At 67.2% G+C, this 22782-nt stretch carries 20 protein-coding genes; 5 read left to right on the forward strand and 15 right to left on the reverse strand.

Annotation, left to right across the window (positions count from 1 at the left end; translation table 11 throughout):
- Window positions 1-313: 313 nt before the first annotated feature.
- The 12 genes from flgL to BIZ42_RS18785 form a co-directional block, all read right to left on the reverse strand.
- Window positions 314-1516: a flagellar hook-associated protein FlgL gene (flgL, locus tag BIZ42_RS18730; RefSeq protein WP_070427336.1), complete on the reverse strand. Its 1203-nt coding sequence runs from the start codon at window positions 1514-1516 to the stop codon at window positions 314-316.
- Window positions 1513-3393 carry a flagellar hook-associated protein FlgK gene (gene flgK / locus BIZ42_RS18735; RefSeq protein WP_070427337.1) on the reverse strand — a complete coding sequence of 627 codons (1881 nt, stop codon included), beginning with the start codon at window positions 3391-3393 and terminating at the stop codon, window positions 1513-1515. Before flgK ends, flgL begins: the two co-directional genes overlap by 4 nt.
- A gap of 8 nt (window positions 3394-3401) precedes the next feature.
- Window positions 3402-4616, reverse strand: coding sequence for a flagellar assembly peptidoglycan hydrolase FlgJ (gene flgJ / locus BIZ42_RS18740; RefSeq protein WP_070427338.1), 1215 nt, complete (start codon window positions 4614-4616; stop codon window positions 3402-3404).
- 1 nt (window position 4617) lies between these two features.
- Window positions 4618-5829, reverse strand: coding sequence for a flagellar basal body P-ring protein FlgI (locus tag BIZ42_RS18745; RefSeq protein ID WP_237393531.1), 1212 nt, complete (start codon window positions 5827-5829; stop codon window positions 4618-4620).
- A gap of 67 nt (window positions 5830-5896) precedes the next feature.
- Window positions 5897-6589: a flagellar basal body L-ring protein FlgH gene (gene flgH, locus BIZ42_RS18750; RefSeq protein ID WP_070427340.1), complete on the reverse strand. Its 693-nt coding sequence runs from the start codon at window positions 6587-6589 to the stop codon at window positions 5897-5899.
- Between the two features lie 22 nt (window positions 6590-6611).
- Window positions 6612-7397: a flagellar basal-body rod protein FlgG gene (gene flgG / locus BIZ42_RS18755; RefSeq protein ID WP_019184780.1), complete on the reverse strand. Its 786-nt coding sequence runs from the start codon at window positions 7395-7397 to the stop codon at window positions 6612-6614.
- A gap of 105 nt (window positions 7398-7502) precedes the next feature.
- Entirely contained in the window at window positions 7503-8258 is a 756-nt protein-coding gene (locus tag BIZ42_RS18760) for a flagellar basal body rod protein FlgF (RefSeq protein ID WP_019184779.1), read from the reverse strand.
- A 32-nt stretch (window positions 8259-8290) separates the two neighbouring features.
- Window positions 8291-9514: a flagellar hook protein FlgE gene (gene flgE, locus BIZ42_RS18765; RefSeq protein ID WP_070427341.1), complete on the reverse strand. Its 1224-nt coding sequence runs from the start codon at window positions 9512-9514 to the stop codon at window positions 8291-8293.
- 31 nt (window positions 9515-9545) lie between these two features.
- Window positions 9546-10232, reverse strand: coding sequence for a flagellar hook capping FlgD N-terminal domain-containing protein (locus BIZ42_RS18770; RefSeq protein WP_070427342.1), 687 nt, complete (start codon window positions 10230-10232; stop codon window positions 9546-9548).
- A 26-nt stretch (window positions 10233-10258) separates the two neighbouring features.
- Window positions 10259-10666 carry a flagellar basal body rod protein FlgC gene (gene flgC, locus BIZ42_RS18775; protein ID WP_019184776.1) on the reverse strand — a complete coding sequence of 136 codons (408 nt, stop codon included), beginning with the start codon at window positions 10664-10666 and terminating at the stop codon, window positions 10259-10261.
- Between the two features lie 3 nt (window positions 10667-10669).
- The gene (gene flgB / locus BIZ42_RS18780; RefSeq protein WP_070427343.1) at window positions 10670-11065 is read right to left on the reverse strand and encodes a flagellar basal body rod protein FlgB; all 396 of its coding nucleotides are present in this window, start codon (window positions 11063-11065) and stop codon (window positions 10670-10672) included.
- Between the two features lie 159 nt (window positions 11066-11224).
- Window positions 11225-12169 carry a chemotaxis protein gene (locus tag BIZ42_RS18785; protein ID WP_070427598.1) on the reverse strand — a complete coding sequence of 315 codons (945 nt, stop codon included), beginning with the start codon at window positions 12167-12169 and terminating at the stop codon, window positions 11225-11227.
- Between the two features lie 105 nt (window positions 12170-12274).
- Here BIZ42_RS18785 and flgA point away from each other — a divergent pair, with 105 nt between their 5' ends.
- The 4 genes from flgA to BIZ42_RS18805 all read left to right on the forward strand — a co-directional run bounded on the left by flgA (window position 12275) and on the right by BIZ42_RS18805 (window position 14977).
- Complete coding sequence (gene flgA / locus BIZ42_RS18790) at window positions 12275-12922, forward strand: flagellar basal body P-ring formation chaperone FlgA (RefSeq protein WP_070427344.1); 648 nt, start codon at window positions 12275-12277, stop codon at window positions 12920-12922.
- 109 nt (window positions 12923-13031) lie between these two features.
- On the forward strand, window positions 13032-13334 hold the full coding sequence (flgM, locus tag BIZ42_RS18795) for a flagellar biosynthesis anti-sigma factor FlgM (protein ID WP_019184772.1): 303 nt from the start codon (window positions 13032-13034) through the stop codon (window positions 13332-13334).
- 2 nt (window positions 13335-13336) lie between these two features.
- Complete coding sequence (locus BIZ42_RS18800) at window positions 13337-13669, forward strand: hypothetical protein (RefSeq protein ID WP_026070037.1); 333 nt, start codon at window positions 13337-13339, stop codon at window positions 13667-13669.
- An 84-nt stretch (window positions 13670-13753) separates the two neighbouring features.
- The gene (locus BIZ42_RS18805) at window positions 13754-14977 is read left to right on the forward strand and encodes an ATP-binding protein (RefSeq protein WP_026070036.1); all 1224 of its coding nucleotides are present in this window, start codon (window positions 13754-13756) and stop codon (window positions 14975-14977) included.
- 168 nt (window positions 14978-15145) lie between these two features.
- On the opposite strand, the gene BIZ42_RS18810 is transcribed toward BIZ42_RS18805, so the two are convergent.
- Window positions 15146-16903, reverse strand: a complete 1758-nt coding sequence (locus BIZ42_RS18810; RefSeq protein WP_070427345.1) for an EAL domain-containing protein — start codon at window positions 16901-16903, stop codon at window positions 15146-15148.
- A gap of 4 nt (window positions 16904-16907) precedes the next feature.
- Window positions 16908-19013, reverse strand: coding sequence for a PAS domain S-box protein (locus BIZ42_RS18815; RefSeq protein WP_070427346.1), 2106 nt, complete (start codon window positions 19011-19013; stop codon window positions 16908-16910).
- 150 nt (window positions 19014-19163) lie between these two features.
- Here BIZ42_RS18815 and BIZ42_RS18820 point away from each other — a divergent pair, with 150 nt between their 5' ends.
- Window positions 19164-21950 (forward strand): bifunctional diguanylate cyclase/phosphodiesterase, encoded by a 2787-nt coding sequence (locus BIZ42_RS18820; protein WP_070427599.1) that lies wholly within the window; start codon window positions 19164-19166, stop codon window positions 21948-21950.
- A gap of 367 nt (window positions 21951-22317) precedes the next feature.
- Here the strand turns inward: BIZ42_RS18820 and BIZ42_RS18825 are convergent, their stop codons facing one another.
- Window positions 22318-22725, reverse strand: coding sequence for a hypothetical protein (locus BIZ42_RS18825; protein WP_237393532.1), 408 nt, complete (start codon window positions 22723-22725; stop codon window positions 22318-22320).
- Window positions 22726-22782 lie beyond the last annotated feature (57 nt).

The raw sequence follows: 22782 nt of genomic DNA on the forward strand, positions 1-22782 counted from the left end.
GTGGTGAATGGAACGAAGCGCCGCCGTTTTTTTGTTTTTGGCTGTGTGCTTCGCTGTTGCCAAATCAATAACGGCGCTTTGTCAACAACCTTTAGGCGGAGATTCAAGCGGGTTTGCAGGGCGGGGACAGACCGCTGGATTTCACGGGCGGCAGGAGGTTCCGGGCACGGCACGGGGGCCGCTTCAGGCCTCCAGGTGCACGGGAAGGGCGCCCAGGCGACGCCCGGCCGGCGATACGCCAGCCCAGAACGAAAAAGGCCGCGATGCTCAAAGCATCGCGGCCTTCAGGCCGACCAGGTTGTAGGGGGGGGGCTCAGCGGATCATGTTGAACAGCGACATCGACTGCATCTGCGAGAACAGGGTCTGGGCCGCCTGCAGGGCGGTCTTCTCCAGCTGGTACTGGCTCAGCGCGTCGGCGTAGTCCAGGTCGCGCATCTCCGAGAGGGTGGTCTTGAGCGTGACCACGTTCGATTCCCGCATGTCCGAGGCATTGTCCAGCGCCTTGAGCTGGGCACCGCCGGCGGCACGGGAGTCGATCATCCGCTCCGAGGCGCGGGCTACGTCGCGCAGCCCGCTCTGCAGCAGGTTCTGCTGGGCCGCCTGCTGGGCGGGGGTGCCGGTATCCATCTTCAGGGCGCCGATCAGTGAATCCAGGGTGCCGAAGATATCGCGGCTTGACGCGGGGCTGACCTCGAAGATATCGCCGGCGGCAGGCGCACCCTCGATATGCAGGCGCACCCCGTTGACCACCAGGTCGTCGCCGGTCTTGAGCGTCCCGCTGGACACCACGGCGCCACCGGCGTCGAGCAGGTCATAGCTGTCTGTGCCGGTGAAGCGCACGTTGAAGCCCTCGCCATTCCAGCTGCCGTCGCTGTCGCGGGTGATGTTGGTGAGCACGCCGCTGCCGGTGTTGCCGGCGGCGGCCTTGCCGTCCACGTGCCCGTCACCGGTGACGATGCGCATGAAGATCTCGCTGCCGGGCAGGGCGTCCTTCACGTAGGTATCCGGACCCACTTCCACTTCGCGCTGGTTCTGGTCGCCGTTGTAGACAATGCGGCCATCGACCTGGCTGAAGGGCGGGCTGGCGTCATCGGTACCACCGAACAGATAGCGGCCGGTGCCGTCGGTACTGTTGGCCACCGCGAGCAGATTCCCGCGGATTGCCTCGATTTCCGTGACCATCGACTCCTTGTCGGCGGCGGCCAGGCCCGGATTGTTGGCATAGATGGTCAATTCGGTGATGCGACCCATCATATCGCCGACCTGGGCCAAGGCGTTTTCCTGCAGGCCGAGGCGGTTCTGCACGTTACCCGCGTTGAGCTGCATGCGGTCCAGCGATGCCAGGGTACGGTCCAGGCCGACCGCCGTACCGGCCGAGACCGGGTCGTCCTTGGCCGACACGATCTTGCTGCCGGTGGCGATCTGGCGCTCGAGGTGATTCATCTTTGCCTGCGAAGCGAGCATCAGGGACACCGACTGATTGAACATCATGCCGGTGGAAATGCGGTTGTTCATCGCGAGACGGCTCCGAGGATGGTCTGGAACATGGTGTCGGCGGTGGAGATCAGCTGCGAGGCGGCCTGGTAGGCCTGCTGCAGGCGGAGCATGTCCGAGGCCTCTTCATCCAGGTTCACGCCGGAAATCGAGTCGCGTGCCGCCTGGGCCTGGTCGGTGATCACCTGCTGTGCCATCAGGGAATACTCGGCCGAGCGCGCCGCCGCGCCGACCTGGGTAGTCAGTCCACCCAGTGCGCCACTCAGGGTGATCGTGCCGTCATTGAAGGTCTTGGCCTGCTCGACCTTGGCCAGCAGCAAGGCATTACTGTTGTCCGAAGAACCGGCCGGGGTCGGCCCGATGGTGAAGGTGTCCCCCTGCTTGGGTGCGCCGTCCAGCACGAAGCTCCAGCCGTTGGCGGTGATGGTCTGCCCGGCGGTGTAGGTGTTCGGGCCGACGCCATCGATCGTGTATTCGGTGGCACTGGTGAACACGATCGCCGCAGGATTACGCAGCGCCGGGTTGCCCGCATCGGTCACCTTGACCCCGGTGAGCTTGCCGGTGCCGGTGTTGGCCATCGCGGCGCTGCCCTTGATCGGCGCGGCGGCGGCGATGCGCGAGGTGTCGGTGATCGCCACTTCCATGCTGCCGGCCACGCCTGCGGTGGGCTGCAGCAGGAAGCGGTCGTCCTTGGCCGGCGTACCACTCATGACCAGGCTGACGCCATTGAGCACCAGCGGGTCGGCTGCGGTGCCGGTGCCGGTCATCGGGATCGTGGCGCCGGTGTCGGCGCGGGTGGCCTGCCACTGGGTGCCATCGAACTTCATCACGATGTTCTGGCCATCCAGCTTGGACAGGTCGCCGAAGCTGGCGCTCATGCTGGCGGTGCCGGTGTTGCTGCTGTTGGCAGTGATGCGTGGGTTGCCGATGGTGAAGAAGTCGCCGCCCATGTTGCCGTACAGATCCGCGCCCTGGCGGTGGACGTCGTTGAAGCTGCTGGCCATGCCGATCGCCAGCTTGCCCAGCTCGGCCTGCGCCGGGGTCAGCACGGTATTGCGGAACTCCAGCAGGCCACCGATCTGGCCACCGAGGGTCTTGCCATCGATGGTGATCTTCTGGCCCTGGCTCTCCAGCGCCAGCTGCAGGCGCTCGGGCTGGTACGGATCGGTCACGGTAGTGACCTTGGAGGCGGTGGTGCCGACCACCAGGGCCTGGCCGCCGGCGGTGTAGACATTCATGATGCCGCCGTCCTGCATCACCGCGTTGCCGCCGGTGTAGCCGACCAGGTTGGCGATCAGCTGGTCACGGCGATCGAGCAGGTCCGGGGCCGCCGTGGCTGCGTTGCTGCCGATGGAACCATTGAGCTGGGCGATCTCCTGGGCCAACCGGTTGATCTCGGTGGCGCCGGCGATCAGGCCGTTGTTGACCTCGCCATTGAGGTTGTTGAGCTGGGTATTGAGCTGCTGGAAGCGGTTGGCCAAGGTCTTGCCGCTGTCCAGTACGTTCTGCCGGTCGGCGCTGCCCGAGGCGTTGGATGAGAGTCCGCTGACCGAATCGAAGAAGTTCGACCAGACCCCGGCCACGTTGGTGGAGGCGTCGGAGAACATGGCATCGACCCGGTCGGCCATCGTGGACAACTGCTTCAGGCGCGCCAGTTCACCGCTGCCATCGAGCAGGCGCGAGATGGCCAGCTGGTCCGCGACGCGGCGGACATCGGTGATGCGGGTGCCATTGCCGACGTCGCCATACCCGTAGTTCTGCGGATTGGCGGTGGCGAAGTCCACCTTCTGCCGGCTGTAGCCAGGCGTTTTGATGTTGGCGACGTTGTGGCTGGTGGTCGCCAGGGCCCGCTGGAAAGCGAGCAGGGCGCTGGTGCCGGTGGAGAGTACGCTGGACATGGGTTACCTCAACGACGGATGACACCCAGCCCGGTCGGGCTGGCGGTGCTGGCAAAAGTGCGGCCCAGGCGCTCGCCGGCATCGCTCACCGCCGCAACGGCGCGCTCGATGGTCGGTCCGCCGGCGATCGCGGCGATCTTGGCCGCGTAGGTCGGGTCAGTGGCGTAGCCGGCGCGCTGCAGGCCCTGCGCGAAGCTGCGCACGTCGCTGCCGGCCTGCAGGGCGTTCTGGTAGCGCGGGCTGGTCTTGAGCAGGCGCACGTAGTCGGCGAAGCTCTCGCCCACCGAGTTGTAGGCGCGGAAGCTCGCCGTCTCGTTGCGGCGCACGCCGTTGACGTACTCGTGGGTGCCGCTGGTGGCGCGCTCACCTTGCCAGCCGTTGGCCTTGATCCCGAACAGGTTGTGCGAGCTGTCACCGCCACTGCGGCGGACCAGCTTGCGGCCCCAGCCGGTTTCCAGCGCGGCCTGGGCGACCAGCGCCTTGGCATCCACGCCCAGTTCGCGCGCGGCCTGTTGCGCATGGCCCCAGATGCTGGCAACGAAGCCGGCCGGGGTATGCGGACCCAGTTCGGCCGCGGCGGTGGAGGCGGCCAGGTTGTCGACGGCGCTGGGGCCGCTGGCCGCTGGGCGGGTCACACCGCTCCAGCGGTCATCGCCCATGGCCCAGTCGGCGCTGGCTGGGTCGCTCCCGGCGGCCGCCGCATAGGGATCGCTGCGGCCGATCGCCTCATGCATCTGGCTGCTTTCACGGCCAGCGATCAGGTCCAGCGCGCGTTCCATCGGCTGCAGCACGGCAGAGGGTGCCTCGCCGTTCAACTGCTGCAGCAGGTCGGCCTCGCGCGGCGCGGGCGGCGCGGCACTGGCCGGCAGGGGCATGCCGGCGGCCGGTGCATTGAGGCGGTAGGCGCGCAGCGCCGCGGCCGGATTTGGCGTGGTGTCGACCGGCTTGGCCGCCTCACCTTCGGCGCCGCCCAGGTGGCGCGCGATCATGCTCGACAGCCCCAGGCCGCGGCCGCGGGTCATCGCATCGGCGATCTTCTGGTCGTACATCTCGCGGAACATGGTGTTTTCGCCGGGGAACAGCGAATCGCCAAAGCTCGCCTCGCGCATGCTCTTGATCAGCATCTGCGCGAACTGGCCTTCCAGCTGGCGGGCGACCTTGTCGACCTTGGCCGGGCTGTTGGGCTGGGCGGGATTGAGTTCCAGGGCCGGTTGGATGCGCATGTCAGATCACCTCGAGTTCGGCACTGAGCGCGCCGGCCTGCTTGAGGGCTTCCAGGATGGCGATCAGATCGCCCGGGGCCGCGCCCACGGCATTCACCGCGTGCACGATTTCATCCAGGGTGGTGCCGCCGTTGAACTTGAACATGCGGCTGCCATCGTTGGTGGCGGTGATGGTCGACTGCGGCGTCACCACGGTCTGGCCGCCACTGAACGCGCCCGGCTGGCTGACGTTGGCGTTCTCGTTGATGGTCACGGTCAGCGAGCCATGGGAGATCGCCGCGGCGCCCACGCGCACCTGCGCGCCGATCACCACCGTGCCGGTACGCGAATTGACCACCACCTTGGCCGGCGCACTGCCGGGGGTCAGTTCCAGGTTCTCGATGCGCGCCAGCAGGCCGATGCGTGCGCCCGGGTCGGACGGCGCGTTGACCGCCACGGTGACGCCATCGATCGCACGCGCGGCGCCTTCACCAAAGGCATTGTTGAGTGCCGCCACCATCCGCGAGACCGTGGTGAAGTCGTTCTTGTGCAGGTTCAGGGTGATGTCGCCACCGCCGCTGAAGACATCCGGCAGCGCACGCTCGACGGTGGCGCCATTGGGAATGCGCCCGACGCTGGGCACGTTGACCGACACGCGCGAGCCATCCTTGCCCTGCGCACCGAAGCCGCCCACGATCAGGTTGCCCTGGGCGATGGCGTAGACCTGCCCATCGGCACCGCGCAGCGGCGCCATCAACAGCGAGCCGCCGCGCAGCGAGACCGCGTTGCCTACCGAGGAAACGGTGATGTCGATCGGCTGGCCGGGCTTGGCGAACGGCGGCAGCTCGGCATGGATGGCCACGGCCGCCACGTTCTTCAACTGCGGATTGACGTTGGCCGGCACGTTGACGCCCAGCTCGCCCAGCAGGTTCTTCAGGCTCTGCACCGTGAAGGGCGCCTGGCTGGTGCGGTCGCCGCTGCCATCCAGGCCGACCACCAGACCGTAGCCGACCAGCGCGTTGCCACGCACACCGCCGACCTGGGCCAGGTCCTTGATGCGTTCGGCGGAGGCGGGCGCCACCAGCGCGAACACGGCCAGCAGTGCCAGCACGGCACGCGTCGCGCCGTGCGACACCACGCGTCGTTGCTGCGACGTGTAGAGCGACGCCGCGCCCCATGACCGATGGGCGCCGGTGGGCTTGGCGCGTCGCCACGCGCCCAGTGCCGACCGCATCGCCTCGGTGCACCGCTCGGGGCTTCGCTTCGCGCAAATGAGGGAGAAGAGGGAGGTCATGTCAGGCTCAGTACGGCGCCAGCGCCGAGTTGAAGAAGCGGCTCAGCCAGCCCATCGCGTTGGATTGGGCGATCGCGCCGCGGCCGCCGTAGACGATGCGGGCATCGGCAACGCGGCTGGAGGGAATGGTGTTGTCCGGGAAGATGTCCGCCGCGCGCACGATGCCCTGCACCTGCACCAGCTCATCGCCGCGGTTAAGGCGCAGGTTCTTGGCGCCCTGCACGACCAGGTTGCCGTTGGGCAGGCGCTGGATCACCGTGACGGTCACGCTGCCCTGCAGGCGGTTGCTCTGCGCGCTGGTGCCCTTGCCGGTGAAGTCGCGCGAGCCGGCGGCGCTGGCGCTGAGGATGTCCTTGCCGCCCAGCGTCACCGGGGCACCGAAGATCGTCGGCGTGCCGATGCTCAGCTCCGACTCTTTCGAGGTGGAGGTGTTGGCGGTGGTCTGCGCGGTGGTGTTCTCGGTCAGGGTGATCGTGAGCAGGTCACCGACATCGCGGGCGCGTCGGTCCGAGTACAGCTGCAGGCCCGGGCCGGCGGCGTAGATCGCACCGGCCGTGGCCTGGGCCGAGGCCGGCATGATCGGTTCCACCGGCGCCATGGCCGGGTAGGGGCGGACATCGCCGGCGATCACGCAGCCCCCGAGGGTGGCGATGAGGACGGCGGCGGCGAGCAGGCGGAGGATAGGGGCAAGACGCGACATGGCAGGTTCCCGGGTCGACCGATCAGACGTTCTGGTTGAGGTAGCCGAGCATCGCGTCGGTGGTGGAGATCGCCTTGGCGTTCATTTCGTAGGCGCGCTGGGTTTCGATCATCGAGACCAGCTCTTCCACCACGTTGACGTTGCTGCCTTCCAGCGCACCCTGCACCACGGTGCCCAGGCCGTTGAGGCCGGGATTGCCGTTCTGCGCCGGGCCGGAGGCGGTGGTTTCCAGGAACAGGTTTTCACCGCGGGCCTGCAGGCCGGCCGGGTTGACGAAGTCGGTCAGGGTCAGTGCGCCGATTTCCACCGAGGCGGCGTCGTCGGCCATCTTCACGCTGATCGTGCCGTCGGTGCCGATGGTCAGCGACTGCGCGCCTTCGGGAATCTGGATGCCCGGCTGCACCGGGTAGCCGCTGTTGGTGACCAGCTCGCCATCCTGGTTGCGCTGGAACGAGCCGTCGCGGGTATAGGCCGAGGAACCGTCCGGCATCTGCACTTCAAAGAACCCGCGGCCGTTGACCATCACATCCAGTGCGCGGCCGGTCTGCTGCTGGCTGCCCTGCTCGAAGTTCTTGGCGGTGGCCACCACGCGCACGCCGGTGCCGATCTGCAGGCCGGTGGGCAGCTGCGTCTGCGCCGAGGACGCACCGCCCGGCTGGCGGACCTGCTGGTACAGCAGGTCTTCGAAACTGGCACGGTCCTGCTTGAAACCGGTGGTGTTGGTGTTGGCGAGGTTGTTGGAAACCACCGACATGCGCGTCTGCTGCGCATCCAGTCCGGTCTTGGCGATCCACAATGCCTGGTTCATGGCGTCATTCCTGTGTTGTAGCGGGTGGCCGCGTGGTGCGGCCCTTGCGAAGGGCAATGCATGGCGCGTGCCAGAACCGCGCCGGGATTACGTCACGGCGCGCGGTCAACCGCCCAGGCGCAGCAGGCTGTTGGCGCTGCGCGCGTTGTCATCGCCGTGCTTGATGACCTTCACCTGCATTTCGTACTGGCGCTGCAGCTGGATCATCTGCACCAGCGCACCGGCCGCATCGACGTTGCTGCCTTCCAGCTGACCGCTTTCCAGCGACTTGCCCTGGGCCTGCACGAAGGGCTGCTGCGGGTCGTTGTTGCGCATCAGCCCATCCAGGCCGCGTTCCAGCCGTGCGTCGTCGGCCTGCACCACGCGGATGCGGCCGATGTTGGCCATCGTCTGCGGGCCTTCGCCCAGCGGGATGATCGAGATCGTGCCGTCGTTGCCGATGTCCATCGCCTGGTGCGGCGGGATCGCGATCGGGTTGCCGTTCTCATCCAGTACCGGATGGCCGCCGGCGGTCACCAGCTGGCCATTGGGCGTGATCGACAGCGCCGCGCCGCGGGTATACGCCTCGCCGCCATTGGCGCCCGGTGCCTGCACGGCCAGCCAGTTGCCGGCCTGCAGGGACAGATCCAGCGGGTTGCCGGTGATCTGCTGGGCGCCCATGCGCCGGTTGAAGCCGGCATCCACGTGCAGGGCATCCACGCGCGAGGCATAGCCGGTCCCCTTGATCGGGAAGGCCTCGGTGTTGGCGAGCGCCTCCTTGAAGCCGGGGGTATCGGTGTTGGCCAGGTTGTGCGACAGCGTGCCCTGCGCCTGCAGGGAGGCGCGTGCACCGGTCATCGCCACGTAGAGTGCCTTGTCCATCGGTGTAGTCCCGTGTTGCGGTCAGTGGCTCATCAACGCAGGTTGATGATGGTCTGGGTGATCTGGTCCTGCGTGGAGACCATCTGCGAGTTGGCCTGGAAGTTGCGCTGGGCGGTGATCATGTTGACCAGCTGCTCGGTCAGGTCGACCGTGGAGGCTTCCAGCGAACCGGCCTGGATCTTGCCCAGGTTGGAGCTGTCCGGCGCAGCGGTACGCGGCGTGCCCGAGGCGAAGCTTTCCGTCCACAGGTTGTTGCCCTTGGCTTCCAGGCCCTGTGCGTTGTTGAAGGTGGTCAGGGCGACCTGGCCCAGCGCCTTGTCATCGCCATTGGAGTAGCGGGCGTAGACGATGCCCTCTTCGGAGACGGTGATCTCGTTGAGCTTGCCCGCCGCATAACCGTCCTGCTGGGTGTTGCGCAGCGCGAACTTCTCGCCGTACTGGGTCGAGCCGCTCAGGTTCAGCGACATCGACAGCACGCCGGCGCCGGTGGTCGGGATGAACGGATCCATGACGATCTGGCCGTTGGCCGGGCTGGTCAACGCACCGCTGTCGGAGAACTGCAGCGTGGTCGGGGTCCCAGCGGCCTTGCCGTCCACGTAGTTGTAGACCTGCCACTCGTTCGGGTTTTCGGTCTTCACGAAGTAGGAGGTCTGGGTGTGGCTCACGCCCAGCGAGTCGTATACGGTAATGCCGCCGGTGGAGTGGTTGTAGCTGTTGGAATCGGTCGGGTCGAAGGCGGCGACCGTCGGCTGCTTGGCGTTGGCCGGCAGGGTGAAGCTCACATCGACCTTGCCGGTCTGCCGCGGCGGGCTGTCGGTGGTCATCAGCTGCAGGTCGGTCAGGCGGCCGGCATCGAAGTTGGTGCCGTCCGCATTCGGGGCGAACACCTGCAGGCGCGCACCGTCCGGGTTGGTCACGTAGCCGGCCTGGTCGGTCCGGAAATTGCCGGCGCGCGAGTACACGCGCTCACCGTTCATGGTCAGGGTGAAGAAGCCTTCGCCGGAGATGGCCATGTCCAGACTGCGTCCGGTCTGTTCGTTGTTGCCCTGCGCAAACTGCTGGGCCACGTTGCTCACCCGCACGCCGGAACCGACCGCGTTCTTTGACAGGCCATAACTGGTGGCCGAGAACAGATCGGCGAACTCCGCGCGCGACTGCTTGAAGCCGGTGGTGTTGACGTTGGCGATGTTGTTCGCGGTGACGTTCAGATCGGCATTGGCTGCGTTGATGCCGGACAACGAGACGTTGAAGCCCATGGGATGCTCCTGTGGATGCGGGTAAGGCGGCTCAGCTGATGCGGAGCACGTAATCGATCGGGGCCGTGCCCAGACCCTTGAGGTTGAGGTACAGGCCGTCCGTGCCGACCGTGACGCTCTCTACCGGGGCCTGCACGTAGGTGTTGAGCTTGGTCTTGGTGCCGGCGGTATCGGTGTGCGAGGCGGCGATGGTGTAGGTGCCTTCGGCCATGCGGTTGCCGTTGGCATCCTTGCCGTCCCAATCGAAGGTGACTTCGCCGGAGGCCTTGGCTTCCACGCTGATCTGGTTGACCTTGACGCCGTTGGCATCGGTGATGTCCACCGTCACGAAGCCCGCACCGGGCGCGGCGACCATGCCGGTCACATCGCCGTCCTTCTCCAGGGCCAGCTTTTCCGACGGCACCAGCACTTCGTGGCCGACCAGGGCCGCGCCGCGCAGGATCTGGTCGCTGGACATCGAATCCTGGAAGCCCTTGACCGTGTTGTTGAGGTCGGTGATGCCCTGGACCTGCGACAGCTGCGCCATCTGCGCGACCATCTGGGTGTTGTCCATCGGCTTGAGCGGATCCTGGTGCCGCAGCTGCTCGGTCATCAGGCGCATGAAATCGGCCTGGTCCAGGGTGCTCTTCTTCTTGCTGGTATCGCTGTTGGGCGCGTTCAGGCCCAGTGCGGTGTAGATGTCGCTGCTGCTCTGGCCGACGCCGGTGGTGCTGCTCATGGGAGGGGATTCCTGCGGTTAGAGGGTCAGCGACCCATGGTCAGCGTGGCCAGCGCCAGTTCCTTGGCGGTGGTCAGCATTTCCACGCCCGCCTGGTAATTGCGCGAGGTGGAGATCAGGTTGACCATCTGCGCGACCGGGTCCACGTCCGGCTGGTAGATGTAGCCATCGGCATCGGCCAGCGGGTGGCCCGGCTCGTAGCGCTGGATCGGCGCGGCGTTGCTCTGGCTGATCTCCTTGACCTGCACCGTGGTGATGTTCGGATCGTTGCGGCTGGTCACCGACTGGAAGATCGGCTCCAGCGGCTTGTAGACCGCATCGGCCGAGCCGGCGACGGTGTCGGCATTGGAGAGGTTGGAGGCGATGGTGCTCATGCGCACGGACTGCGCCTGCAGCGCGGAACCGGCGATGTCGAAGATGGGCAGATTGCTCATGGCTTACTGCCCCGTGATCGCGGTGAGCATGGAGCGCACCTTGGATTCGACGAAGCTCAGCGAGGCGCGGTACTCCAGCGCGGCGCGGCCGTAGGCGGCACGTTCTGCATCCGGGTCGACGGTGTTGCCGTCGATGCTCGGCTGCACGCCTTGCTTGGCGATCTGGAACGGGTTCAATCCGTTGCCGATCTCATAATGCTGTTCGTTGGTGGTCCTCATCAGACCGTTGGCATCCAGCCCCTGGGCATTGCGCAGGGCGGCATCGAAGTCCAGGTCCTGGGCCTTGTACCCGGGGGTGTCGGCGTTGCTCAGGTTGCTGGCGATCAGCTTCATCCGCTGCTCGCGCAACGGCATGGCCTGGGCGTGGACACCCAGATAGTTCGAAATCAGATTGGGCATGACGCACTCCCACGGGACGATGCCTGGGGCAGTGCAAGCGGCGTGCCAGAGGGGGCGGCGGGCCGGTCCCCGGCGGCGTTTTCACGCCGGGGTGGATCCACGCCGGGCGTGGATGTCGCCTAGCGGCCGGGGGTCATTCCGGCCGCGGTGGGCGGCGTGTCATGCCGCCATCGCCACCTTGCGCAGGCGGTCCAGCAGGAAGTCCGCCAGCTCGTGCGGGGAGTACTTGGCCACGAACGCGTTCGCGCCGACCCGTTCCACCATCGCGTTGTTGAACACGCCCGACAGGGAGGTGTGCAGCAGCACGTACAGGCCGGCCAGGCCCGGGTGACGCCGGATTTCCGTCGTCAGGGTGTAGCCGTCCATCGCCGGCATCTCGATATCGGAGATCACCATGGCGTAGCGCTCGGCCGGGTTCTCGCCCGAAGCATGGATCTGCAGGAGGTGATCCAGGGCCTGCTTGCCGTCCGAGAGCAGGGTCGCCCCGACCCCCAGCTGGTCCAGCACGCTGCGGATCTGCTGGCGGGCCACGCGCGAGTCGTCCACCACCAGCACCTGCATCGGCGGGGCATCGGGGGGCAGGGCCATGGAGGGATCCAGCACCGCCTCGCCGCGGATCTCGGCGATGTCGGCCAGCACGCTTTCCACGTCGATCACCTGGATCAGCTCGCCCTGGAAACGGGTCACGGCGGTCAGGTAGCTCGACTCGGCGCCCAGTTCCGGCGGCGGGTGGATGTCTTCCACGGCGATGTTGACGATGCGTTCCACACCGCTGACCAGGAAGCCCTGGATGGAGCGGTTGAACTCGGTCACCACCAGGTAGCCGGGCGCCTTGTCGGCATCGGGTTCACGCTCGGGGTGGCCGATCGCCAGGCCCAGGTCCAGCACCGGCACCGAGCGGCCACGCACATCGGCCACGCCGGCGAACTGGCTGGGCAGTCCCGGCACCTGGAACAGGCCGGGGCGGCGCAGGACTTCCTGCACCTTGAAGACATTCACGCCAAAAAGCTGACGTCCACCCAGCCGGAACAGCAGCAGGGCCAGACGATTGTGGCCGGCCAGGCGCGTACGCTGGTCGATGCGGTTGAGCAGGTCATGGGACATGGCCTTGGTATCGGCGGCACCACCGATGACTTGAGCGCGCCGTGCGCACGGCTTCGGCACGGCCCTTGCATCGTGCTGCCCATGTTCCTTGCCCGTGGAGTGCCCATGCGTTCTCTTGTCCTTGCCGCGCTGCTGCTGGTGGCGCCTGCCTGGGCCGCCGGTGGCTGGCAACCCGTGGACAGCATCCGCCAGGCGGCGCTGGGCACCCTGCCGGCCGGCAGTGAAGGTGACACCACGCTGGACTCGGCACTGCGCCTGCCGGCCTGCGGCCAGCCGCTGGCGGCCCAGCCGACCGGCAGCAGCACCGTGGAGGTCAGCTGCCCCGATGCGGGCGGCTGGCGCCTGTTCGTGCCCGTGAAAGTACGTCGCAACCAGACCGTGCTGATCCTCAACCGTGGCGTGGCCGCTGGAGAAACCCTCTCGGCGGCCGATATCACCACTGGCCAGCGTGATGCGGCACGGATCGCCGGTGCTGCGCTGGCCGATCCGGCCGCCGCGGTCGGTCGCGTGGCACGCAGGACCCTCAGTGCGGGCAGCCTGCTCTCGGCCAATGACCTGGTCGCGCAGCGGCTGGTGCGGCGGGGCGACAGTGTCGCGCTGGTGTCGCGGCGGGGCGGGGTGGAGGTCCGGGTAGCCGGACGCGCCATGGCCGATGCCGGCGAGAACGAGCGGGTCTCGGTCGAGAACCTGTCCTCGCGCAAGATCGTGCAGGGCACAGTCGTGGCCAGCGGTGACGTTTTAGTGACGCGCTGAACACCAGTGTGAATACGCGTCACTTTCCCCGCGAAACCTGCAATATTCCCCTAAAGATGGCGTCCGCCCGGCCGTTATCCCTTGTGAACCGCATTCCCAGGACAACTCCATGAGCCAGAAAATCGACGGCAACCTCCCGGCCACCGCCCATCTGCGCAGCGTCGCTCCGGGCAACAAGCCGAGCGTCAGCACCGATGCCCCGGCCCGCCCGGTGGAAGCCGCTGACAGCCTGCGCCTGACCGGCGAAGCGACCAGCCTGCAGACCCTGCAGCGTGAACTGTCCTCGGCGCCGGCGATCGATGCCGGGCGGGTGCAGGCGGTGCGCGAAGCCCTGCAGAACGGCAGCTACAAGATCAATCCTGACGCGATCGCTTCGCGCATGCTTGAGCTGGACCAGCAGCTGCAGGGATGAAGCTGGCGATGAGCGAGCCGCTGCAGCGCCTCAGCGATGCCCTGGACGTCGAACGCCAGGCCTTGGTCGAGCATGACGTGCACGCGCTGATCCGTGCGACCGGCGCCAAACTGGAAGCGCTTCGGGCGCTCGAGGCCGCGCTGCCGGTCGGCCAGGCAGAACGCGTGCAGGAACTGGCCGAGCGCAACCACGCCAACGGTGTGCTGCTGTCGCGCCGCCGCCGCGAAGTGAACTGGGCCCTGCGCCAGCTCGGCCGCAGTGAAGAATCCTCGGCGTATGACGCCAAGGGCCAGTCGCACATCCTGCACACCCGGCGGCCCCTCGCGGTCGCCTGATCTCCCTGTCTGGCGGCCCCGGGCTGCCGATGTGAACGTCACCGCGTATATTGAGCGCCTGTTTCCAGCCGCCTCGATGTGACCGTGACCGTAACTTCCACCCTTGTCACCGCCCCGTTGCCTCCGCATCCGGTCCTGCTTGCCCTGTTCGAGCGGATCAAGGAGGGCGTGCTGCTGTTCCGCGAGGATGGCAGCGTGGCCCTGGCCAATGCCGCGGTCAGCGAGATCCTCGGCCAGGCCGAACGCGATGCCGAGCAGACGCCGGCGCAATGGCTGCGCCAGCTGCTGCCACCGGATGCCCTGGAACATGCGCGCCTCAACGGCCACTGGAACGGCAGCCTGCCGGTCGGCGAGCGCATGGTCATTGCCCATGTCTACCACCACGACGACGCTGGCCAGCGGCACTACCTGGCGTTGTTCCGACGTATCGAGGGCCAGGAAGACTACGAGCGCGAACTGCAGCAGCGCCATGCCGAACTGCGCCAGGCCTACCTGCGCCTGAACGGCACCCAGGAAAAGCTGCTGCAGTCGGAAAAGATGGCCTCCATCGGCCAGCTCGCTGCCGGCGTGGCGCACGAGATCAACAACCCGATCGGTTACGTGCATTCCAACCTGGGCAGCCTGCAGGAATACCTGCGCAGCCTGTTCACCGTGATCGAAGCCTACGAGCGCGCGTTGCGTGCGCCGGACCCGAAAGCACTGATTCCGGAAATCGACGACATCCGTCAACGCTTCGACATCGACTTCATCAGCCGCGATCTGCCGCAGCTGATGGCCGAATCACGCGAGGGCATCGAACGGGTGACCCGGATCGTGCGTGACCTGAAGGACTTCTCGTATTCCGGCCGCGATGAATCGTGGAAGCTGGTGGACCTGCATGCGGGCCTGGAATCCACGATCAACATCATCTGGAACGAGCTCAAGTACAAGGTCGCCCTGCACCGGGAGTTCGGCCAGTTGCCGCTGGTGGAGTGCCTGCCTTCGGAATTGAACCAGGTCTACATGAACCTGCTGCTCAACGCTGGCCACGCCATCGCCGACCGCGGCACGATCCACGTGCGCACCGGTGTGGACGGCGACACGGTGTGGGTGGAATTCGAAGATACCGGCGGCGGCATCTCACCGGACCTGCGCCAGCGCATCTTCGATCCGTTCTTCACCACCAAGCCGGTTGGCAGCGGCACGGGGCTGGGCCTGTCGATCTCCTACAGCATCATCAACAAGCACCACGGCCGCATCGATCTGGAGAGCACCCCGGGCGTGGGCTCGAAGTTCCGCGTGGTGCTGCCGATCAAGCAGCCGCGCTGAGCCGGCAATGGTCGTGCCGGCCGCTGGCCGGCATTGCACGGGCTTTCAGGTATCGCGTTCGGTTGAGCAAGAGCAGCCGACCAACGGTCGGCTCTACCTGGATATCTGGCGCGTGCAACGTAGAGCCGACCGTTGGTCGGCTGCCGCGTCAATCCGCCTCAATCCGACTCAGTCCCCGTCAACCGCCGGCAGCGCTGCCACCGGTGCGGTGTTCGCCCGGCGTTGTTCCTCGTGCGTGCGGAATGCCTGGTGGATGTGCTTGCGCAGCTCATCATCGTTCCAGGGCTTGGTCAGGAACCGGTAGATCGCGCCGCGGTTGATCGCGTCGGTCACCGTGTTGAGGTCCGTGTAGCCGGACAACACCAGGCGGATCGTGTCCGGGTAGAGCATCTTCACCCGGCCGAGGAACTCGGTGCCGCTCATGTCGCTCATGCGCTGGTCGGAGAGGATCACCTGCACATCGTTGATGGCCAGCAGATCGAAGGCATCGCGCACGTTGCCGGCGGCCAGGATGCGGTAGCCGTCGCGGCGGAACAGGCGCACCAGCGAGCGCAGCACGTTCTCTTCGTCGTCCAGCAGCAGCAGCGTGCGGTCCGGACGGGTCTCGGCAAAGGCTTCCGGGCGCAGGTAACGGCGGCGCAGGGTCATCCCGGCGGCGTCTGCGGACATCGGCTCGCCGAACAGATATCCCTGGAACACATCGCAGTCGTTGCGGCGCAGGAAGCCCAGCTGTGCCTGCGACTCGACGCCGTTGGCGATCACCGTCATGCCCAGTTGGTGGCCCATGGCGATGATCGCGCGCGCGATGGCGGCCTCGCGATTGCCGGCCGGCGCGCTCTTGATGAAGCTGCGATCGATCTTGAGCTTGTCCACGGGATAGCGGACCAGCGCGCTGAGGCTGGAATCGCCGGTGCCGAAGTTGTCCAGGCTCAGGCTGATGCCTTCGTTGCGCAGGTTGACCAGGGTCTCGTGGACGAAGTTGACGTTGTTGGTCAGCGCGCTTTCGTTGATCTCCAGCGTCAGCATCTGCGCCGGAACGCCGGCCGCCTGCATCAGCGACATCACCTCGGCGAAGAAGTTCGGGCGCAGCAACTGCAGGGTGGAGACGTTCACTGCGATGGTGAAGTCATCAAACCCCTGGTCGCGCCACAGCCTGGCCTGCTTGAGCGCGCCTTCCAGCACCCAGGTGCCGATCTGCACGATGATGCCCAGCCGCTCGGCGGTACGCATGAAGCGCTCGGGCACCAGCATCCCCAGCGTGGGCGACTGCCAGCGCAGCAGTGCCTCCATGCCCACCACGTGGCCGTCGCGGGCGCTGACCAGCGGCTGGTAACGCAGCTTGAGCTCGCCGTTGGGGATCGCATCGACAATCTGGCGCGCGATGATGCTTTCGCTGTGCGCGCTGGAGGGCGTATCCACGGCGTGGATGCGCACCGCGTTGCCGCCTTCGCGTGCGGCCTGGTACAGCGCATCTTCGGCGTGGTCGAGCAGGCGCGAGACACCGGTGGCGTGTTCCGGGCACAGGCTCACGCCCAGCTTGCCGGTCATGAACAGGGTGTAGGGCAGCACCGACAGCGGCAGCTCCAGTTGCTGGCGGATTTCCTCGGCCAGGTCTTCGGGCAGTGGCATGTCGGCGGTGCGCGGCACGGCCAGCAGGAATTCATCGCTGCCGTGGCGCCACAGCTTGCCGCGGCCACGCAGATGGTGCTGCAGGCGCTGGGCGACCAGCACCAGGGCCTGGTCGCCGACTTCGGCGCTCATGTTCTCGTTGACCGAGGCGAAGTGGTCGATGTCCACGTGCATCAGCATCAGCGGCGTGCCGCCGGACGCGGCCTCGGTCACCATCGCCTGCAGTTCGGGATTGCCCGCGCCCAGGCGGGCCGGGGCGTCCTCGATGCTGACCAGGGGCAGGGAAGGGTTCCACATGAGCTCAGTGTTCCAGTGCGTCGTGAGCCGTCGCGCCGGTGGCGCGGTACGGCAGGTAAAGGTCGATCAGGGTACCGGCGCCATGCGCCGATTCAATGCGTAATGTGCCACCCACGCTCTGCGCGCGCTCGCGCATCACGATCAGGCCCAGCCCGCGTGGGCCATCCGGGTCGAAGCCCTCGCCGTCGTCGCGGACCTGCAGGTGCAGGCCGTGGTCGTCCACATCGCGCAGGTGCAGGTTCACCTGGCTCGCACGCGCATGGCGCAGCACGTTGGTCAGGCTTTCCTGGGCGATGCGGAAGCAGGCCTGTTCGATGTCGCCGGCCGGGCGCCGGGGCAGGGACTGGATATCGGGCAGCAGCTCGATCGCCGCCGAGCGGAACAGCACGCCGGCCTGCCAGCGCAGCGCCGCTTCCAGCCCGAGCGCATCCAGCTGCGGCGGGCGCAGCAGGGTCGAGATGTCGCGCAGCTTGCCCACGGTCGCATCGGCCAGTTGGATGATCTGGGCCAGGTCCTCGTCGCGGCGGGCGGCGTCCTGCTCATCCTGGGCCGCATACGCGGACAGTTTCATCGCGGTGATCGCCTGGCCGATATCGTCGTGCAGATCGCGCGAGATGGCGCGGCGCTCGTCTTCCTGCAGCGAGAACAGCCGGCCGGCCATGGCCTGCAGCTCGCGGTTGCTGGTTTCCAGCGCCTCGCGGATGCGCTCGGGCTCACTGAGGTCGCGCACGATCAACAATTTGCAGTTGCGGCCGCCATACCGCACATCGCCGACCGCCAGGCCGGCCTGGAACGCCTGGCCGTTGAAGCGGCGCATGCCGATCACCTCGCCGGCCCCGCCATGGTGCAGCGGCAGCTGGGCGAACAGCTGGGCGCGTACACGGGGCAGATCGTCGGCGGTCACCAGCGCGGCCAGCGGCTCGCCGAGCAGGGTGTTGTGGCCATACCCGAACTGCGTGGCGGCGCAGGCGTTGGCGTACAGCACGTGTTCTTCGGACAGGATCACCACGCCATCGGGCAGCACCCGCACCAGCTCGCGGAACTGCTCTTCGCGCTCACGCAGCAGGCGCCGCGACTGCTCGCGCTCGGTGACGTCCTGCAGGGTGCCCAGCACCCGCGGGCGCCCGGCATCGTCCTGGCCGCTCTCGGCGCGCAGGTGGACCATCAAGGCGCGCCCGTCCATTGCCAGCAACGGCAGCAGCACATCGATCTGCACCGGTTCGCCCGAGCTCATTTCCTGCAACAGCTGTTCGCTGAGCGCGGCGGTGGCCGGATCGGCGGGCACCAGCAGTTCCTCGAAACGGTGCCAGCGCCGGGCCTCCGGCGCGCGCCGCCCCAGCAGGCGGTAGACCTGGTTGGCATAGCGGCCCAGCCCGGTGGCCGGATCGATCTCCCACGCGCCGATGCGCGCCATCTCGTGCGCTTCCTCCACGCGGGCCAATGCCTGGTCGCGGCGCAGCAGGGCCTGGTCTTCGCGGGTACGGTCGATCGCGATCAGCAGTCGCGCACGGCGGCCACCGTAATCGATGAAATTGCTGCGCATCTCCATGCGCCGGGTGCTGCCATCACTCAGGCGCAGATCGGCGGTGATCACGCACAGCTGCTCGGGGTTGGCGCGGATGTGGTCCAGCTTGGCTTCGAGCAGGGCCTCGTGACCGGGCGGCCACAGTGCCGTGATCGGCATCGCGGTGAAGGTTTCCCGGCTGTAGCCGAAGAAGCCCGCCGCCGCCGGATTGACGTCCAGGATCGCCAGCGATTCCAGGTCATACACCAGGATGGGGCCGGGATTGCCTTCGAACATCTGCCGATGACGGGTTTCCGAACTCTCCAGCCGCGCATGGGCGTGCAGCACGTGCTGGGCCAGCGGCCGCAGCAGCAGATAGATCAGCGCCGCACTGGCGACCACGAAGAACGTGCCCTTGATGGTCTGCCACTGCGCCGCGGTCTGCAGGTCGCCGGCCACCACCTTGACCGCCGCATCGCTGCACAGGATCCACACCAGGGCCAGCACCAGGTAGGCCACGACCACGCGCCAGCGGTCGCGGCGCAGATCGCGGGCCAGGCGCGTGTCGTCAGCGGGTGCGGAAGGGCCTGGCAGGTGGGTCGGCATGGGGCAGGGCGGGGCCAGTCGGACAAGGCGAGCGTCATCTTACCTGCCCGGGGTGAGGATGCAGGTCGCCAGGGAACTCAATAATCCGCAATCTCCGCCGTTAACGATTGCGTTCCCCGGTTGTCGGGTGCGTTTTCGGAGTTACAGGGCGTGGACCAAGGCATTATCGCGAGTCTGCTGCAGCACCCACTGGCCTCGGCGCTGGTGATCCTCGACCGTGCCGGTCGTCCGATCGCCGCCAACCCGGCCGCGCGCGAGCACGGCCTGCCGGCAACCGTCGCCGCGTACGGCGAGGTACTGGAAGACCTGCGCCTGCTCGCCGCGGACGGCGGGCTGGTGCCCTGCCAGCTGCCCGGTGGGCCCGGTGGCCGCTTCGATGGCTGGATGCGCGCCGTGCACGATCCGGATGGGCATCTGCTGGCCTTCACCCTGAGCGTGCCCGAGCCGGTCGCCGCCTATGCCGGCAGCCGTTGGGAAGTCGCCCTGGATCATGCCGGGCACGGGCTGTGGGACTGGGATCTGCCCAGCGACAGCGTGCGCCGCTCGCGGCGTTGGGATGGTCAGCCCATCGAGGACTCCCACAGCCATGCCGAGGGCGTGAGCGCGCTGCTGGAGAACGTCCACCCGGACGACCAGCCGGCGGTGCGGCTGGCGATGGATGCGCACCTGCGCGGCGAGAGCGAGGCCTATACGGCCCAGTTCCGCGCCCGGCACCCCGATGGTGAGTGGCGCTGGGTGCTGGATCGGGGCCGGGTGGTCACCCGCACGGCCGATGGCCAGCCGCTGCGCATGGTCGGCACCCATACCGACATCCAGGCCCAGAAGCAGATGGAAGTCCAGCTGCGCGAGCAGCAGGTGCAGCTGCGCGAAGCCCAGCGCATCGCCAGCATGGGCAGCTGGTCCTGGGATCCGGAGGCGCGCCGGTTCTGGTGGTCGCCCGAGTTCCGCGTGCTGCTGGGCACCGGCGAAACACCGCCGCACGGTCGCCGCCATTGGCTGCGTCAGCTCGAACCGCAGTCGCGCGGCCGGTTGCGCAATGCCTGGCGCCGGATGTGGCGCGACGGTGCGGCCACCACGCTGGAGCTGGAGCTGATCCGCGACAACGGCGCGCTGCACCTGCGCGTGTGGATGCAGCCGCTGATCGGGCCGGACGGTCGCATCCAGCGCCTGCTGGGCCAGGTCCAGAACATTACCGAACAACACCAGACCGATGCGCTGATCCGCTGGCGTACCGAGCTGCTCAACCGCGTCTCGGCCCTGGGTCGTATCGGCGGCTGCGAGATCGAGGTGGGCACCCGCCACATGCAGTGGACCGAGGAGTGCTACCGCATCCACGGGCTGCGCAAGGAGCCGATCAGCCTTGACCAGGCCCTGAGCCTGTACACCCAGGATTCGCGTGATGCGTTCGAGGCGGCGCTGGTGCGGATCGCCGAGGGTGGCCTGCCCGAGCAGCTGGACCTGTGCTTCTACCGGCAGTCCGGACTGCGCATCTGGGTGCAGGTGCTGATCGAGCTGGACCGCCGCGACGGCCTGCCGACGCGGTTCGTGGTGCTGTTCCGTGACATCACCCGTGAGCGCGAAGCCAACGAGCGCATCGAACTGCTGGCCCATTACGACCTGCTCACCGGCCTGCCCAACCGGATGCTGCTGCGCGAGCAGACCGCCGATGCCATCGAGGTGGCGCGCGATCGCGGCAGCCCGCTGGCGATGCTGTTCATCGACCTGGACGGCTTCAAGACCATCAACGACACCTTCGGCCACGCCACCGGCGATGCGCTGCTCAAGGCGGCCGCCTCGCGCCTGCACCAGAGCCTGCGCAACAACGACCTGTTCGGCCGCTTCAGCGGCGACGAGTTCATCGTCGTGCTGCGCGACCTTGCCGCACCCGAAGACGCCGGCCATGTCGCGCGCAAACTGATCGCCTCGCTGGCCGAGCCGCTGCACCGCGGCGAGAGCACGCTGAAAGTCGGCGCCAGCGTCGGCATCGCAATGCTCGATGAGAGCCGCCAGGATTTCGAATCGCTGCTGCGCGCCGCCGATGCCGCCATGTACGCGGCCAAGGAAGCCGGGCGCAACACCTACCAGTATTACAGCCAGGACGCCCTGGCCAAGATCCAGCGCAAGCTGGAGATCGAGCACGCACTGCTCGGCGCGATCGAGCGCGAAGAATTCACCCTGGCCTACCAGCCGCTGCTGCATGCCGAGAACGACCAGCCGCCAGCCATCGAGGCCTTGCTGCGCTGGCATCGCCCCGGGATCGGCTACTGCAGCCCGGCCGAGTTCATTCCAATTGCCGAGAAGTGCGGCGAGATCGTGCGGATCGGTGACTGGGTGCTGGCCGAAGCCTGCCGCCAGGCCGCCGCGTGGGACGCCGCCGGCCTGCAGTTCGACCGCGTGGCGGTCAACGTGTCGGCCGTGCAGCTGCGCGACCGCGGGTTCGCCGAACGCGTGATCGACATCTGCCATGCCCACGGCTGGCCGCCGCAGCGCCTGGAGCTGGAGCTGACCGAGTCGGCCCTGATCCGTGACACCGACGTGCTGCGGCACTGCTTCGATGTGCTCGAGCGCCACGGCGTGCCGCTGGCGGTCGACGACTTCGGTACCGGCTTCTCGAACCTGCACTACCTCAACCGCTTCCCGGTGGGGCGCCTGAAGATCGACCGCAGTTTCGTCCAGGGCATGCTGCATGACGCCGGCACGGCCGAAGTGACGCAGGCGATCGTGCACCTTGGCCACGCGCTGGGCATGAAGGTCGTCGCCGAAGGCGTGGAGACCGAGCAGGAGGAGGCGATGCTGCGCCGCCAGGGCTGCGATGAGATCCAGGGCTACCTGTACTCGCGCCCGCTGGCGCCGCGCGATCTGGCGCAGTGGTTGAAGGCCGGCGACACGCGTATCGCACCGCTGGAGGCGGTGGTCGCGCTGAGCCACGCCGTCTGAGCGCGCGCGACCCGCGGCCCATTGGCCGGACGCGGACGGTCCGCAGTGGAGCCAACCGTTGGTCGGCCGTTTCCGCGGCAGCTGACCAACGGTCGGCTCTACCTATCCACGCGTCCGTATTGGGTCCTGACGCCGGGGCCCCGGTATCTTCGCAACCGTGTCGCCTTCGTAGGTCTGCACGGCCATGCGGTAGATGTCAGTCCAGCCGTCATCGGCCCCCGGTCCCCACCGTTCTTCATGCCGTTCCTTCTTCAGGCCGGTATCGCTGCTGGCCGGCGAGGGCAGAGAGGACAGCCCGACAGTGGCGTATCCAGATCGGGTGCCGCTGGACCCCGATCGAACAGGGAGGTGCGCTGCTTGGATGCCCTCATTCGTCGGTCAGATCGCTGAGATCCAATATCACCGGCGCAACGCTGTGCTTCACAATGTCGCGGATCTTTCCCGCGTAAGGACGCAGCGAATAGGAGCGAATGGTGTGAATAGGATTGAACTCCAGCCAGGTGCAGGAGGAATGCCCGATGATTACCGGCATGTTGAAGTTCACGTCCTTCGGGTCATCCAGCGGGAGCATCCATTGGCCGCCATGACAGGTACGGACACATTCCCCCAGGTATCGAGCGAATACCACATGCAGGGCGGAGCATTCGTCTTCATCGAGGGTCGCGACCATGACGTCGTGGAGCTCCTCAAGACGATCAAGGTTTTCCACACGGCCATCCAGATCCACGCCCCGCGCCTGCGCCTGATCGATCAGCCAAGCCAGCTGGCCGTCCATGAGCATCAGAAAGTCGTCAAAGGTCTCAAGTGCGCGTTTCCCGGTCAATGTTCATGA

Origin of the sequence: Stenotrophomonas sp. LM091 (assembly GCF_001806305.1) — a bacterium.
Taxonomy (GTDB): domain Bacteria; phylum Pseudomonadota; class Gammaproteobacteria; order Xanthomonadales; family Xanthomonadaceae; genus Stenotrophomonas; species Stenotrophomonas bentonitica_A.

Bases quoted from the DNA above. Each gene is read 5' to 3' on its own strand.
- flgL (WP_070427336.1), bottom strand. From the start codon at position 1,516: ATGAACAACCGCATTTCCACCGGCATGATGTTCAATCAGTCGGTGTCC.
- flgK (WP_070427337.1), bottom strand. From the start codon at position 3,393: ATGTCCAGCGTACTCTCCACCGGCACCAGCGCCCTGCTCGCTTTCCAG.
- flgJ (WP_070427338.1), bottom strand. From the start codon at position 4,616: ATGCGCATCCAACCGGCCCTGGAACTCAATCCCGCCCAGCCCAACAGC.
- BIZ42_RS18745 (WP_237393531.1), bottom strand. From the start codon at position 5,829: ATGCGGTCGGCACTGGGCGCGTGGCGACGCGCCAAGCCCACCGGCGCC.
- flgH (WP_070427340.1), bottom strand. From the start codon at position 6,589: ATGTCGCGTCTTGCCCCTATCCTCCGCCTGCTCGCCGCCGCCGTCCTC.
- flgG (WP_019184780.1), bottom strand. From the start codon at position 7,397: ATGAACCAGGCATTGTGGATCGCCAAGACCGGACTGGATGCGCAGCAG.
- BIZ42_RS18760 (WP_019184779.1), bottom strand. From the start codon at position 8,258: ATGGACAAGGCACTCTACGTGGCGATGACCGGTGCACGCGCCTCCCTG.
- flgE (WP_070427341.1), bottom strand. From the start codon at position 9,514: ATGGGCTTCAACGTCTCGTTGTCCGGCATCAACGCAGCCAATGCCGAT.
- BIZ42_RS18770 (WP_070427342.1), bottom strand. From the start codon at position 10,232: ATGAGCAGCACCACCGGCGTCGGCCAGAGCAGCAGCGACATCTACACC.
- flgC (WP_019184776.1), bottom strand. From the start codon at position 10,666: ATGAGCAATCTGCCCATCTTCGACATCGCCGGTTCCGCGCTGCAGGCG.
- flgB (WP_070427343.1), bottom strand. From the start codon at position 11,065: ATGCCCAATCTGATTTCGAACTATCTGGGTGTCCACGCCCAGGCCATG.
- BIZ42_RS18785 (WP_070427598.1), bottom strand. From the start codon at position 12,169: ATGTCCCATGACCTGCTCAACCGCATCGACCAGCGTACGCGCCTGGCC.
- flgA (WP_070427344.1), top strand. From the start codon at position 12,275: ATGCGTTCTCTTGTCCTTGCCGCGCTGCTGCTGGTGGCGCCTGCCTGG.
- flgM (WP_019184772.1), top strand. From the start codon at position 13,032: ATGAGCCAGAAAATCGACGGCAACCTCCCGGCCACCGCCCATCTGCGC.
- BIZ42_RS18810 (WP_070427345.1), bottom strand. From the start codon at position 16,903: ATGTGGAACCCTTCCCTGCCCCTGGTCAGCATCGAGGACGCCCCGGCC.
- BIZ42_RS18815 (WP_070427346.1), bottom strand. From the start codon at position 19,013: ATGCCGACCCACCTGCCAGGCCCTTCCGCACCCGCTGACGACACGCGC.
- BIZ42_RS18825 (WP_237393532.1), bottom strand. From the start codon at position 22,725: ATGGACGGCCAGCTGGCTTGGCTGATCGATCAGGCGCAGGCGCGGGGC.